The sequence below is a fragment of the Caldalkalibacillus uzonensis genome (assembly GCF_030814135.1).
Lineage (GTDB): Bacteria > Bacillota > Bacilli > Caldalkalibacillales > Caldalkalibacillaceae > Caldalkalibacillus > Caldalkalibacillus uzonensis.
Genome location: NZ_JAUSUQ010000006.1, coordinates 129,682 through 144,206, shown reverse-complemented (window position 1 = coordinate 144,206; position 14,525 = coordinate 129,682). Strand labels below are relative to the sequence as shown.

Sequence of the window (14,525 nt, the reverse complement as noted above, 5' to 3'; positions counted from 1 at the left end):
CTTATCACCTTTAGTGTTCCTCTTTTGAAGGTCGAGGAAGATGGATGGTAAAGGTTGTTCCTTCACCCACTCTGCTGTGCACGTCAATGTGCCCGTGATGTGCTTCCACCAGGTCCTTGACAATGGCCAAGCCCAGCCCTGTACCTGATTTTCCTCTTGTTCTGGCCTTATCTGCCTTATAGAAACGTTCGAACACGAAGGGCAGATCCTCTTCCGGAATGCCTTGACCTGTATCTTTGACCGAGATGTGAGCCCCATGAGCGTCTTCTTTTAATTGAACAGACACGGTGCCATGGGCAGGCGTATGCCGGATGGCATTATCAATCAAATTGGTCAGGATTTGCTCTATCCGGTCCGCATCTACTTGATACAGCTCAGCCGATTCTTGGACATCCTCCCGGAGGGTAATCTGTTCGTCCTTGGCCAGGTTGGTAAATTTGCGCAATGTTTTGTGCACAATCGGTCCCAGGGGCATTGGTTCCAGGTCCAGCTCAATATGACCAGCCTGAATGCGGGCCAAATCCAACAGCTCATTGACCAGCCGCCCCATACGCAAGGATTCTTCGTGGATAATCCGGGCCAATTCCTTCCGCTCCTCGGCTGAGTCGACCACATCATCTACCAGGGCTTCGCTGTAACCCTGCAGCATAGCCAAAGGTGTGCGCAACTCGTGGGAGACATTGGCCACAAAATCCTTCCTTAATTTATCCAGGCGCCGTTCTTCGGTCATGTCCCGTACCACAGCCACCACACCTCTTAACTTTTCCCGGTTGTAAAGGGGCGCCATGACAATGGTCCAAAAGCGTCCCTGGGCTGAAACAGTGCGCACATGTTCCCGTTCCGTTTGCACTACCTGATCAAAGATATCCAGTAACAAACGTGGAAGTTGGTGGGATTCACCGTCCATATCTTCCTCATACCGCCATGTCTTCAACATTTTCTCAGCCGGGGGATTGATCAGGATAATCTCTCCCTTACGGTCAAGGGTAATCACACCGTCTACCATGCTGCGCAAAATGCTGGACAGTAATTCTTTTTCATGGGACAGCGCCTGAATGGAATCGTTTAATTGTTTGGCCATGTGATTAAAAGTCAGAGCCAAGTCACCAATTTCATCATGGGAGCGGATGGAGACCCGGGAATGAAAGTCCCCTTTGGACATATTGTCAGCGGCCACTTTCATCTGACGCAATGGATACGTGATCCGTGTAGACAGGAAGAAAGCAAAAATGGTGGTCAAGAAAAAACCAATACCCGCTGCATACAAAATGATCCGCTTCGTTGCCTCAATGGTATCATTGATCACATCCAGTGTTTGATAAAGAAAAACAGCTCCTTGGGGGGAGCCATTGATCATGATCGGTGCTGCTACAATCAGCACATCCAGTTCAACCACATTGGTGTTGACATAGACAGGAAAGTGGTCTCGCTTATCAATGGTCCGGCCAAAAAACACCTGCTGTAAATCACTGTCGCTAAACAGGGTTTCCACATCGATGATAGGCAGACCTGTATCAGCCGAAACCTTCCAAAATTCATGGTGGTTGGGACCGATCACTACCAGGGTGGTTTGGGTCACCTCCACCAATTCCTTGGAGATATAGCGGGCTTCTGAATCATGCTCGTAGCTCTCAAAAATATCAGCGATTTTGGCTGCCAAATGTTTTAATTCCTCATTCTGTTGTTCAAAGTAAAAATGATCAAAAAACTGCACCAGGAGAAAAGTCAGGATGACCAGAACGACAGTCACCAAAAGAATGATAGTCATCCATAACTTTCCTACCACACTGCGCCACAAGATACTCACTTGGCCGGCACCTCTAGTTTATAGCCTACCCCCCACACTGTTGCAATCATTTTAGCTGCCTCCGGGGAGTGCTTGTTCAGTTTTTCACGTAAACGCTTGATGTGCGTATCAACGGTTCTCAGGTCCCCAAAGAACTCATAATTCCACACATCTTTGAGTAACTGCTCCCTTGAAAACACTTTATTGGGAGAAGAAGCCAAATAGTACAGAAGATCGTACTCCTTGGGGGTTAAGGCCACCTCTTGTTCATCTACAATCACTTCATGGGCATCATGATCAATGGTTATATGGGGAAAGACAAGCATGTTTTTCGCTTTTTGATCAGTACTGAGATAGGCGGTTTCCGAGGCACGGCGCAGAACGGCCTTGACCCGCGCTACAGTTTCCCGTGGGCTGAATGGTTTGACTACATAGTCATCTGCCCCCACTTCAAAGCCTTGAATACGGTTGGACTCTTCGCCGCGGGCTGTAATCATAATCACAGGGGTTGCTTTTTTCTCACGCAGCTTTTTACATACTTCGATCCCATTCAGTTTGGGTAACATTAAGTCCAACATGATCAAATCATAATCCTCATTCAATGCTTTCTTCAATGCCTCTTCTCCATCTTCAGCCTCATCGATGATCATATTTTCCTTTTCAAGATACATGCGCAGCAAACGTCTGATTCTTTCCTCGTCGTCTACAACCAGAATGCGGGCATTTTTATCCATTGACATCTCCTCCACGGATTAAGATAAACTTTAAAACCCTGTTAACCTGATACATAGGAGTGCAGACCGGATATCACCAGGTTGACAAATACCAGGTTGAACATAATAATGACAAATCCAAGCACGGCTAACCAGGCTGATTTCAGGCCCTCCCAGCCCTTGGTTAAGCGCAGATGGAGATAGGCTGCATAAAACAGCCAGGTAATCAGGGCCCAAACTTCTTTGGGGTCCCAGCCCCAGAACCGGCCCCAAGCTTCTTCAGCCCAAATCATGGCAAAGACAAGGCCGCCCAGGGTAAAGATAGGAAAAGCAATAACAATAGCCCGGTAACTGATCTCATCCAGCATGGAGGGTTTTAAGTCGGCCAGCCAGGGCTGAATGACCGCACCCAGCCGCTTCCTGGCCAACAGGCGCAAAAGTAAGTACATGACTCCCCCGCACAGCACGGACCAGACCAAAGTATTAAATTTGCGTGGGGCATCCCGTCCCTGCATCCAGGACGGCGTTTCAATCAGCGGGCTCATGCGCTCCGGCGTCAATTGCTCCCCTTGGTAAGGTCCGGCCAAAGCAGGCAAGGCATAGGTAATCACCTGCTCCTGTCCGCGCTCGTTGATGTAATTAAACTGAACTTCGTAATCCAGGGCAGAGAACGTGATAACAAGGGCAATAAAGCCAACCAGCATTAAAATAGATGCCAAACACCATTCGAGGGTAACGGTGTGCCAGGATGATTTGTTCTGATCAACCGTACGGATAATATACATCAGTCCGGCCGCAAAACCGACAGCGAACAAACCTTCACCCAAAGCAACTGTTGACACGTGCAATTTTAACCAATGGCTTTGCAGAGCTGGAATCAGCGGCTGGGGTGTTGTATCAAAGACCGAGGCCCAGCCCAATAGTGTCACAGCCAACGGCAAAACAAAAACGCCAAGCGTCGTGGTCTTATACATATTATATATAATTATAAAGCCCAGCACTGTCATCATGGCCAAAAAGCTCATAAACTCGAACATGGAGCTAACAGGGGCGTGCCCCTGACCGATCCAGCGCATGATATAGTAAGCTGCATGCAAAATAAATCCGACAGTGGTCAGAGCAAACCCTAGCCTGCCCCACTTTTGTTTAATCTTCTGTTTTTCCTGTGCAGATTTTGTTCGTCCTGTCACGGTAAATACGAAAAACACAGTAGATACCAGGTAGAGAATAAACGCTGTCAGTAATGAGGTGCTGCTGAAACTGATTAATGTCTCATTCATCAGCTTGATTCCTCCTTGTCCAGAGTCTCCTTGTCAAGGGGAAGACCCACCTGATCAATCAATTGCCCAACTTCTTTTTTAAACCCGAACCAGTTCTTGTTGGTATGGGCTGCCAGCAAAATCTGACTGCCTTCTTGCTGGAGCCAAATCCGCCGGTACTGCCAGTAGAAACACATGATCAAACCGATCATCGTAATGCCCAAACCAACATAAATCACGGGCAAACTCCGTTCCTTGCGCACCATTAATCCGGTCACATGATTAAACTCCACATCGCTGATCTTCAAGGCATATTGATTTTCTTGCCCCGGCATTTCTATGGTTTGTCCGATCAGCACCATGCTTTTTTCACCCTCAGGGTTGTCCGGAGTGACAGTTTTGAAAATGAAGGCAGGGTTATTGGGAATCCGGCTTTTGGTTTGAGGCTGCTGCCTAGCATCCATTTCAAAGTCGGGGTAATACTCCAGTAAGTGAACCTCATAGCCCCCATCCAAGTGATATGCAGGAGCCGGATCAAACAGATCAACAGTCAGCCGCCCGATCACCTCACCCGTCTCTTTCTCCGTCAAGGCGAACGTGAACGCGCTAAATTCGTTCATAACATAATCAGACTGGTAAAACGAGAGACCCTCATAGCGCAGCGGATGGTTAACCCGAATAGTATGCTCCTTTACTTTTTGCAGGTTCATTTGCCCTGACGCATCTGCCATATTTTCGTACAGCACGGCCTCCGTAATGAAATCTTCAGGAATGAAACGCTGCCGCTCTCCTTCCGCCTCTTCACCGGCCACTTCTTCATCATACACTTTTAAGGTGAAACCTTCACTCTGAATGTAGAAACGGTTATCAGTGCCAGGCACAGGCACCGTTTCACCATCCCTGATCCAAACATACTGTTCCAGTGTAAATCCAGGAATCACACGTAACAGGGCCCCCAACAACAGTATAATCAAGCCCAGGTGAACCACATACGCACCCCAGCGGCTGAAGCGGTTTTTTTCTCCCATCACAGCCCCGTCATCTTCCCGTACCTTATAACGCATTTTGGCCAAGGCCTGTTTGGCCTGTTCCAACACCTGTGCTGGCTCTTCTACTGTCGTTTGGCCACTGATCCGCTGGCGTTTCAGGAACTGGGGATGGCGTTTGACCCGCTGCCTTTTCAGGGCCCTGTACAAGGGAACGCCGCGGTCAATGCTGGCCACCGTGATGGAAATACCGATCAAAACCAGCAGGGTCACATACCACCAGGAACTGTACAGGTTATGAAAGCCCAGGGTCACATATAAAAAGCCCCCAAATCCGTAATTTTCCGGGTAGTATTCATACGGATCGGCGGTCGACGGAATGTACATCTGCTGGGGATAAACCGTGCCCAGCATGGAAGCGATGAGGGTAATGACCAACAGCCATACCCCCACTTTAACCGAAGCGAAAAAGTTCCAAATTTGATCAATCAATGTTTGCTGTTTTTTCTTGGACCGCAAAGCGGCTCCTTCATAGCGCATATTTAGAAGGCCGTTTTCATCATCAAATGGTTTTCCGCATTGTTCACAAAGCTCCGTTCCGGCGGGATTGACATGTCCACACTCACAGTGTAATTGTTCCATGTTGGATTCACCTACTTCATTATCAGTGTGCAGAAGGTGGGCTTGTGCAGAAGATCTATAAATTGAACATGACAGCCGTTAAGACGAGACTCATTACTTTCCGTGCGGGACGATCGATTCCATCTTTTCCTTAATCATCTCCTCGCTCATCATGCCCTCCACTTTGGCAACCACAATACCGTTTTCATCCACAAAGAAAGATGACGGAATGGGGATCACTCCGTAACGGTGGGTGACACTGCGGTCCTGATCCAGCAAGATGGGAAAAGAGAGTCCGTACCGCTCGGCAAAACGGGAAGCAGCCAGGCGTGATTCGGCAATATTAATCGCCATAATTTCGACTCCCCTGTCTTTAAATTGTTGGTATTGAGTCTCCATGTACGGCATCTCTTCCCGGCAGGGCGGACAATTGGTAGCCCAGAAATTAATAAATACCCCTTTCCCCTTGTAATCACTGAGCCGGACCTGTTCGCCTTGCAAGTTTTCCAAGACAAAGTCAGGGGCAGGTTCACCAATTTTGACCGGCGTGTCATCAGAGGTATAAGCAGTAAAAAAGGCACTGCCAATGGCCAAAACAATAATGCCCAAGACAATCACGCGCAGGAGATACCGTTTATTTCGCATCTCAGACGCCTCCTTTTGCCTTCATTATAACAAATCACCACAACTGTGCCCCTCATCTAAATGTGAACGTTATGTGACGAGCGCCTTTAAGCGTTTCACTTCTTCCGCATCAAGCTGCCGGTACTCCCCTTCTTTTAGTCCCTTCAAGGTTAAAAAAGCATATTGCTCCCGGTGCAAGGCCAGTACCGGATGGCCGATGGCCTTAAACATGCGCCGCACCTGCCGTTTGCGCCCTTCATGAATGGTGATGCGCACTACCGCTATGTTTTGCTTAATATCTTGCTGGAGGCACTCCACTTTGGCAGGAGCTGTCCAACCATCTCTCAATCTGATGCCCCGCTCCAGCTTGTTTAATTTTTGCTTCTTAGGTATGCCTTGAACAGTGACCCGGTAAACTTTATCCACATGAAAAGAAGGATGCATCAAGCGGTGGGCCAACTCGCCGTCATTGGTCAGAATCAACAGACCGGAAGTATCCCTGTCCAAGCGTCCCACAGGATAGATCCGCTCCGGAACCTGCCTGAAAAAATCCATAACCACAGGTCTGCCCTGGGGATCCCTGACACTGGTGATCACACCTGTGGGCTTATAAAACAAATAATACACCTTCCGCTCGGTATCAATCTCTTTTTCGTTTACTGCAATCTGATCTTGCTCAGGATCAACAAGTGTCCCCAATTGGCTGACCACTTGCCCGTTCACTTTCACTTTTCCTGCTTTAATCAACTCTTCCGCTTTGCGCCGGGAAGCTACGCCGGCATGGGCCAATACTTTTTGCAATCGTTCCATGTGTTGTCACCTCATAAGTCATCTTACCCTGATTGTTACAAGAGGACAAGCAGAAGAGCAAGTTGAGAATCCTCATTCGGCAAAGCGCGGTCACGCATCTCAATGTCGTGCATTATTAGTTTTGACCATTTTAAGCGAAACAAAAAGCCGGGTTTCTGTTTTCCCGGCTTAAGATTCCTTGTTTCCCAGACCATTATCCAAACACAATGGTGACAATGATAATGGCAGCAATGGCTCCGGCCAAGTCTGCCAACAGTCCCACTTTAAGGGCGTACCCGATTTTGCGTACGCCAATCGCCCCAAAGTAAACAGTTAGTACATACAGGGTGGTATCGGTACTGCCTTGCATGGTGGAGGCCAAACGTCCAATAAAAGAGTCCGGTCCATACTGTTCAATTAAATCTGAAGTGATAGCCAACGCCCCTGCACCAGAGATGGGTCTGATCATGGCCAACGGCACAATCTCGGCAGGGATATGCAAAACAGACAACACTGGAGACATAAAGGCCAGCAGATAGTCCAAAGCGCCTGAGGCCCGAAAGATGGAGACGGCCACCATCATACCAACGAGATGGGGGATGATGTTGACCGCCGTACCAAATCCGTCCTTGGCCCCCTCTACAAAGGTTTCATAAACTGGCAAACCTTTGATCAGGCCATAGACCAGAATAAAACAAATTAACGTTGGAATGGCCCAGACTGAAATGGTCGTAATCAGTGTATACATTCATCCTCCTCCCCCTCTTTCTTCCAAACCACTGCTAATCATTTGTATCCATAATTCCGGCGGCAGTAGCGGTCTACCAAAATAGCAATAAGAGTGGAACACAAAGTCGCAAACAACGTGGTTCCCACAATTTCCACTGCGTTACTGGAGCCGTAGTTGAGGCGGATGGCAATAATCGTGGTCGGAATCAGCGTAATGCTGGACGTATTCAGCGCCATCAGGGTGATCATGGCAGGCGTGGCCCGTTCTTTGTCTGGATTTAACTTTTGCAGCTCTTCCATCGCTTTGATGCCCATGGGGGTGGCCGCATTGCCCAGACCAAACAAATTGGCACTCATATTGGCCAGGATGTAACCCATAGCCGGGTGATCCTTGGGCACATCAGGAAACAGCCGCCGGGCAAGAGGGCTAAGTATCTTGGCAAAAATTTGTAACAGACCTGATTCCTGTGCTATTTTCATCATGCCCAGCCAAAACACCAAAATGCTGATCAGCCCAAAACATATGGTCACCCCTGCCTTAGCTCCTTCAAAGGCAGCTTCATTCACTTTTTGTAAGTTCCCTTCTAGAGCGGCAACGATGATGCCGATGACGATCAGACTGAACCAGATGAGATTAACCATGTCCAACACCCAGCAAGTTGTCAAAAATGCTTCTGAATCTTTGCCAGACAGAGACATCCTGTTCAACAGAGAAAAATCCTACTGGTGTTCGGCCGATCTGTTCATTATCCAAAATGTAATGGATATAGCCTGCTGGATTGGGAATCGTCTCCAACTCCTCTTGCTTAAAGGCGGGATCGATCACAATCTGTTTTTGGAGATGTTCATCCTCACGCAGGGGATAGCGAAAGTCATTCAGATATTTGAAGTGGCCATCTGTCCTCTCAAAACGCTCATCCCTAAGTGTTTCCCCCTCTTCTGCCAAGGTAACCAGGGTATAGTTCTGAAACCCGTATTCAAACATATTGATGTGATCATTCCAATCATCGGGTGCATTTAATGTCACAGCAATCAAGCGGTGGCCATCTTTAGTTGCTGAGGAGACCAGCGTCCGATTGGCACGTTGGGTATATCCCGTTTTCACGCCATCAGCATAGGGATACATGGAAAGCAAGCGGTTTTTGTTATACCAAACCCGGTCCCATTTCTCTCCTTCCAAAGGGGCGGTCTTCTTTTGTGTGGACACTATCTCGGCAAAAGTCTCATTTTGCATGGCATACGCGGTGAGCAAAGCCATATCATAAGCGGTTGAATAATGCTCCTCATGAGTGTCCAGGCCGTGGGGATTGCTGAACAGAGTCTGCTGCATCCCTAACTCTTCCGCTTTTTGATTCATTAAAAAGACAAAGCCCTCTACAGATCCTCCCACATGCTCGGCGATGGCAATTGCTGCATCATTGCCTGAGCGAAGCATGAGACCGTAAAGCAGATCTTCCAAGGTCATTTTTTCTCCCAGCCTAAGATAAATGGATGAACCTTCCACACCATAGGCGTTTTTAGAGGTGGTGACCACATCCTCTAAATCGCCATGCTCAAGGGCAACAATCGCCGTCATGATTTTGGTAATGCTGGCAATACGCAGCGGCTCATAAGCATTTTTCTCAAATAATACACGCCCGGATTCTGCATCCATCAATATGGCCGCCTGAGCAGATACATCCGGCTCGGCACCGGCCGGGTAAGGTGCCAGCAGGACAGAAAGTATCATCACCAGCACAATCATGATCTGTCGTTGTATCACCATAACACCCTCCACCACTTGATCCCAGTCTTAAAACACGCTGGTACAAGTATATGCTTAACCAGGGTGAATAGAACACTGAAAACGTGGCATCGGGTTGATCACGCAAATAAACCCTGTCCCCCAATGACCTTAGCCATTGGAGAAAGACAGGGTTTATCCCTCCTGCATCTGTGAGGGAGGGGTAGAAAACAGGAAATTGGCTTCCTCCTTCACTTGGTCCATATCGATGTCCTCGGGCAGCTCAGGCAAGTCATCAAGGCTGTTCAAACCGAAGTAATCCAGGAACTCCTTGGTTGTGCCATACAGAATAGCCCGTCCGGTTCCTTCTTTACGTCCTACTTCTCTGATTAATGACTTGTTCAGCAAGGTATTAATCGCTTTTTCACTTTTCACGCCCCGCACTTCCTCCACCTCGGCCCGGGTTACCGGCTGCTTGTAGGCAATAATGGCCAGCGTCTCCAGGGCTGCTTGGGACAAGGTGGCATGGGAGGGAGAATAAGCAAGTTTTTCAAAATAAGGAGCGTGCTCCGGCCGTGTCGTCAACTGATAGGATCCGGCAATCTCAATCACTTGAATCCCTCTGTTTTGTTGTTTAAACTGCTTCTTCATCTCCTCTATCAGCTGGGGAACCGCTTCTTTTCTAATCTCCAGGACATCAGCAATTTGTTTGGCTTCCAAGCCTTCATCACCGGCGACAAAGAGCAATCCTTCGATGACTGACAAAAGCTGTTTACGATCCATAGGCGTGTACCTCCATCGCAAGCGAGATTTTAATCTCAGCAAACAACCGGTCCTGCCGGCAAATCACTTCCTTCTTTTTCATTAACTCTAAGAGGGCAAGGAAAGTGACCACTATCTGTGTTTTACTCCGCTTGCCTTGAAATAACTGGTTAAAGGTTATCTCCCGTTCCCGTACCAGGCGGTCTTTGATCTCTTTCATCCGTTCACTGACGGAAATTTCGTCCCTTTCCACCTTGCTCAGGGGTTCCTCTTCCTTTTTCTTCAACACTTCTTGGAGTGCATCCACCAGGTCGAACAGGCTGACATTAGCCACCGGATTGACATCGTCCCGGTCAACAAAAGCGGTTAAATCTTCGGCTGGCCGGGTGTAAATCTGGCTGCGCTTGGCTTCCTCTTCCCTAAGCAAAGCAGCCAGCTGTTTATACTTCTTGTATTGCACAAGACGCTGGATTAACTCTTCCCGGGGATCATATTCTTCTTCCAGTTCCATGTCCAGCATGGGCTGAAAGGTGTACTCCTCCTTTTTGGGCAGCAACATCTTGCTCTTAATGGCCAGGAGCGTGGCCGCCATCACCAAAAACTCGCTGGCAATCTCCAGTTCCAGTTGTTGCATTTGGTGAATATAGGCCACATATTGATCCGTAATCTCTGAGACTGAGATATCATATATATCCACTTCGGCCTTATCAATCAGATGCAGAAGCAAATCCAGGGGCCCCTCAAATGAGTCCAGTTTAATTTGTAACATAGGCATCACTTAACGCTTCAATTGTTGCAGTAAATTGGCCATCTCAATGGCGGTCACAGCAGCTTCCCAGCCTTTGTTGCCAGCTTTTGTACCGGCCCGTTCTACGGCTTGTTCAATGGTGTCGGCGGTGATCACCCCGAAGATAACGGGGAGGTCCAGGTCCAGATTGAGGCGGGAAACACCTTTGGATACTTCACTGCAGACATAGTCAAAATGGGGGGTGGAGCCGCGAATGACACATCCCAGGGCCACAATGGCATCATACTCCCCTGTTTCAGCCATACGCTTGGCAGCCAGGGGAATTTCAAAAGCCCCCGGCACCCAGGCCACATCGATCACCTCTTTGTCCACCCCGTGTCTGATCAGGGCATCCTGTGCGCCTCCCAGCAATTTATGAGTAATAAATTCATTGAACCGTCCGACAACAATCCCCACTTTCAAACCAGTTCCGACTAAATGCCCTTCAAAGGTTTGTCCCATGTGCTTTCTCTCCTTTTTCTTTATGATTGATACAGGTGAAGCGACTGCCGCAAGTTTGGATAAGTTTAGATATGGTTCACTCTTAGTCCATGTGCAGTAAATGGCCCAGCTTTGATTTTTTGGCCTGTAAATATCTGCGGTTTTCCTGATGAATTTCAGTCTGGATAGGTACTCTTTCGACAACCTCAAGGTCATATCCTTCCAACCCTGTGATTTTACGGGGATTATTAGTTAACAGACGCATTTTGCGCACTCCCACATCTTTTAAGATTTGGGCGCCAATGCCGTAATCTCTCAAATCCGGGGCAAAACCTAGTTTCTCATTAGCCTCCACCGTATCCAACCCTTTGTCTTGCAGAGTATAAGCTTTCAATTTGTTGATCAGGCCGATGCCCCGTCCCTCCTGGCGCATATACAAAAGAACGCCGTTGCCTTCTGCTTCAATCTGCTTCAGGGCAGCATGCAGTTGGGGACCGCAATCACAGCGGTAAGAGCCAAATACATCCCCGGTTAAACATTCGGAGTGCACCCGGACCAAAGTAGGTTTGTCCGGGTCAATCGTTCCTTTCACCAAGGCAAGGTGTTCTTTGTTGTCCACCACATTGCTGTAAGCCATCACCTTAAACTTGCCATACTCGGTGGGAAGATCAACTTCCACTTCCCGTTTGATTAATGTATCTTTTTTGTTCCGATATTTGATTAAATCCTTAATGGTGATCAATTTCAAGTCAAATTTGTCGGCAATTTTGCGCAGCTGGGGCACCCGGGCCATGGTTCCGTCTTCATTCATAATCTCACAAATGATGCCGGCGGGATAGGCCCCGCACATCCGGGCCAGGTCCACTGCGGCTTCCGTATGGCCGGCCCGCCGCAACACCCCGCCTTCCTTGGCAATCAGAGGAAAGATATGGCCGGGACGTTTAAAGTCTGTTTTTTTCACTTGGGGATCTATGAGCGCCTGTATGGTATCAGAACGTTCATGAGCCGAGATGCCTGTGGTGGTTGTTTTATAATCGACGGAAACGGTAAAAGCAGTGCCATGGGGATCCGTGTTCCAGTCTACCATAGGATGCAAGTCCAGCTCTCTGGCCCGCTGCTCAGTTAACGGGACACAGACAAGCCCCCGCCCATGGGTAATCATAAAATTAATAATTTCAGGGGTGCATTTTTCAGCCAAGGCCACAAAATCCCCTTCGTTTTCACGGTCTTCATCATCAACAACAATAATCACGTGCCCTTGCATCAGCTCATAAATGGCTTCTTCAATTGAATCAAACATGATCTCACCCCTCATCTAGCCAGCTTTACAATCTTGATCATAAAACGGATTGCGGATAAACTATAGGCGCTGATAACGCTCTGTTTTCGCAGATGTCCAGTTTCGCCATTCTAAAGATACCCGTTTCGTTCCAGTGTTTCCCTTGTCAATCCCTTTTTCTCACTAGCATCGCCACTCCCACCGGCAGAGGTGCCGCGCACCGCCAGCAAGCGCTCCAAGTATTTGGCTAACATGTCACATTCCAGGTTCACAATATCGCCTACTTGCTTTGTATGCAGGATGGTTTCAGACAAGGTGTGGGGAATAATGGAGACCGAAAAATGGGTCTCTCCCACTTCCACTACCGTCAAGCTGATGCCGTCAACGGTGATGGATCCTTTGGGCACAAGGTATTTCATGAGCTCAGGCGGGGTTTTAACAGAAAAATAAACGGCATTACTGTGAGGCTCAATCTTAGTAATCATGCCTGTACCGTCCACATGACCGGAGACAATGTGGCCGCCAAAACGCCCATTGGCCTGCATGGCCCGCTCAAGGTTCACCTTGCTCCCGCTTTTCACGTTACGCAAACTGGTTGCCTTTAATGTTTCAGGCATCACATCCACTTGAAAGCTGTCCCGGTTATAAGCCGTCACAGTGAGACACACCCCGTTTACCGCGATGCTGTCCCCAGTATTGACATCCTCCAAAATTTTCTTCGCACCGATCACCAGCTGAGAGCAGTCAGGCCCTTTGTTAACAGCTTTGATCGTTCCTATCTCCTCCACAATTCCTGTAAACATCCCTTGCCCCTCCATTTCTCAGGTGACTGATCACTCACCAGCCTCGTATGGCCAGCCGGATCAACAGACATCATTCCTTCGGGTTTAGTCATAAGTGTTTACATTTATAACCAAGATACTCAATCAATCATCACATCACTTAAGGTAACCGATCACCTTTATATCCTCTCCCAGGGGTTCCACTCTGACATCTTTTAGGGCCAGGCTCTGAGCCAAAGACAGTACCCCTTGACCGCGAAAAGCACCGGGTGCTTCGTTACCGCCAATCAGCTTGGGCGATAAATAGGCGACAACCTTGTTAACAAAGCCGCCTTGGAGAAACGAAGCGTTCACCTCTCCCCCGCCTTCAACCAGAACTGAGGCAATGCGCTGCTCTCCCAAATAAGCCAGGACCTGTTCCACATCCACTCGTGAGCCGGAAGAGACTTTGATTACCTTCACCCCTTGCGCCTGTAATGCTTGCACATGCTCTTTTGGGGCCTGGTCCGTTGTAAAAATCCAGGTGGGTACTTCCTCCGTCCGAGCAACATGGGCATCAAGCGGTGTTCTTAACTTGGAGTCTAGTACAACTCGCACAGGGTGCCGCCCAGGCTGCCCGGCAATGCGGGTTGTCAAGCGGGGATTGTCACGCAGGACAGTATTCACCCCGACCAAAATGGCATCATACTGATGGCGCAAACGATGGACATCGGCCCGTGCTTCTTCACCTGTAATCCACTGGCTCTCGCCAGTCACCGTGGCAATCTTGCCGTCAAGGGTGGTGGCTGTTTTTAACGTGACAAACGGCCTCTTGTGGACGATATAGTAATTAAAAATTTCATTTAACCGTTCGGCTTCCTCTCTAAACAAACCCACTTCGACTGCCAAGCCAGCAGCTTTCAGCTTTTCCACACCCCGACCGCTGACCAGAGGATTGGGATCGGTAGCCGCAATGACCACCCGCCTGATCCCCGCCTCAATCACAGCATCGGCACAGGGCGGAGTCGTGCCATGGTGGCTGCAAGGCTCAAGTGTAACATACAGAGTGGCTCCTTGTGCTTTTTCTCCGGCCATGGCCAAGGCATGGACTTCAGCATGTGCCTCCCCGGCCTTAAGATGGGCTCCCAGGCCTACAATCTCAAAGTCTTTGACAATCACCGCTCCTACAACCGGGTTGGGAGACGTTTGCCCGCTTGTTGCTTCGGCCAACCTCAAGGCCAGCTTCATGTAATAGGCATCCCGCT

At 48.8% G+C, this 14,525-nt stretch carries 15 protein-coding genes; all 15 read right to left on the bottom strand.

Features of this window, described 5'->3' with window-relative positions:
- Positions 1-10: 10 nt before the first annotated feature.
- Complete coding sequence (locus J2S00_RS09675; RefSeq protein ID WP_307338969.1) at positions 11-1,768, bottom strand: ATP-binding protein; 1,758 nt, start codon at positions 1,766-1,768, stop codon at positions 11-13.
- Positions 1,769-1,803: 35 nt separating this feature from the next.
- Entirely contained in the window at positions 1,804-2,520 is a 717-nt protein-coding gene (locus tag J2S00_RS09670; RefSeq protein ID WP_307338772.1) for a response regulator transcription factor, read from the bottom strand.
- 41 nt (positions 2,521-2,561) lie between these two features.
- Positions 2,562-3,779, bottom strand: coding sequence for a cytochrome c biogenesis protein CcsA (gene ccsA / locus J2S00_RS09665; RefSeq protein ID WP_307338769.1), 1,218 nt, complete (start codon positions 3,777-3,779; stop codon positions 2,562-2,564).
- Positions 3,779-5,386 (bottom strand): cytochrome c biogenesis protein ResB, encoded by a 1,608-nt coding sequence (resB, locus tag J2S00_RS09660; protein ID WP_307338766.1) that lies wholly within the window; start codon positions 5,384-5,386, stop codon positions 3,779-3,781. The genes ccsA and resB overlap by 1 nt, the downstream gene beginning before the upstream one ends.
- A gap of 93 nt (positions 5,387-5,479) precedes the next feature.
- On the bottom strand, positions 5,480-6,010 hold the full coding sequence (gene resA / locus J2S00_RS09655; RefSeq protein ID WP_307338764.1) for a thiol-disulfide oxidoreductase ResA: 531 nt from the start codon (positions 6,008-6,010) through the stop codon (positions 5,480-5,482).
- A gap of 69 nt (positions 6,011-6,079) precedes the next feature.
- On the bottom strand, positions 6,080-6,799 hold the full coding sequence (locus J2S00_RS09650; RefSeq protein WP_307338761.1) for a pseudouridine synthase: 720 nt from the start codon (positions 6,797-6,799) through the stop codon (positions 6,080-6,082).
- A gap of 193 nt (positions 6,800-6,992) precedes the next feature.
- On the bottom strand, positions 6,993-7,526 hold the full coding sequence (locus J2S00_RS09645; protein ID WP_307338758.1) for a spore maturation protein: 534 nt from the start codon (positions 7,524-7,526) through the stop codon (positions 6,993-6,995).
- 38 nt (positions 7,527-7,564) lie between these two features.
- Positions 7,565-8,149, bottom strand: a complete 585-nt coding sequence (locus tag J2S00_RS09640; protein ID WP_307338755.1) for a nucleoside recognition domain-containing protein — start codon at positions 8,147-8,149, stop codon at positions 7,565-7,567.
- Complete coding sequence (locus J2S00_RS09635; protein WP_307338753.1) at positions 8,142-9,272, bottom strand: D-alanyl-D-alanine carboxypeptidase family protein; 1,131 nt, start codon at positions 9,270-9,272, stop codon at positions 8,142-8,144. Before J2S00_RS09635 ends, J2S00_RS09640 begins: the two co-directional genes overlap by 8 nt.
- A 153-nt stretch (positions 9,273-9,425) precedes the next feature.
- The gene (gene scpB / locus J2S00_RS09630; RefSeq protein ID WP_307338751.1) at positions 9,426-10,013 is read right to left on the bottom strand and encodes an SMC-Scp complex subunit ScpB; all 588 of its coding nucleotides are present in this window, start codon (positions 10,011-10,013) and stop codon (positions 9,426-9,428) included.
- The gene (locus J2S00_RS09625; protein WP_307338968.1) at positions 10,003-10,761 is read right to left on the bottom strand and encodes a segregation and condensation protein A; all 759 of its coding nucleotides are present in this window, start codon (positions 10,759-10,761) and stop codon (positions 10,003-10,005) included. The genes scpB and J2S00_RS09625 overlap by 11 nt, the downstream gene beginning before the upstream one ends.
- Positions 10,762-10,770: 9 nt before the next feature.
- A complete protein-coding gene (gene ribH, locus J2S00_RS09620; protein ID WP_307338748.1) occupies positions 10,771-11,241 on the bottom strand; it encodes a 6,7-dimethyl-8-ribityllumazine synthase in 471 nt (156 codons plus the stop codon).
- Positions 11,242-11,323: 82 nt separating this feature from the next.
- Positions 11,324-12,520 (bottom strand): bifunctional 3,4-dihydroxy-2-butanone-4-phosphate synthase/GTP cyclohydrolase II, encoded by a 1,197-nt coding sequence (locus J2S00_RS09615; RefSeq protein WP_307338745.1) that lies wholly within the window; start codon positions 12,518-12,520, stop codon positions 11,324-11,326.
- A 110-nt stretch (positions 12,521-12,630) separates the two neighbouring features.
- Complete coding sequence (gene ribE, locus J2S00_RS09610; protein ID WP_307338743.1) at positions 12,631-13,302, bottom strand: riboflavin synthase; 672 nt, start codon at positions 13,300-13,302, stop codon at positions 12,631-12,633.
- A 135-nt stretch (positions 13,303-13,437) separates the two neighbouring features.
- Positions 13,438-14,508: a bifunctional diaminohydroxyphosphoribosylaminopyrimidine deaminase/5-amino-6-(5-phosphoribosylamino)uracil reductase RibD gene (gene ribD, locus J2S00_RS09605; RefSeq protein ID WP_370875859.1), complete on the bottom strand. Its 1,071-nt coding sequence runs from the start codon at positions 14,506-14,508 to the stop codon at positions 13,438-13,440.
- Positions 14,509-14,525: the final 17 nt, after the last annotated feature.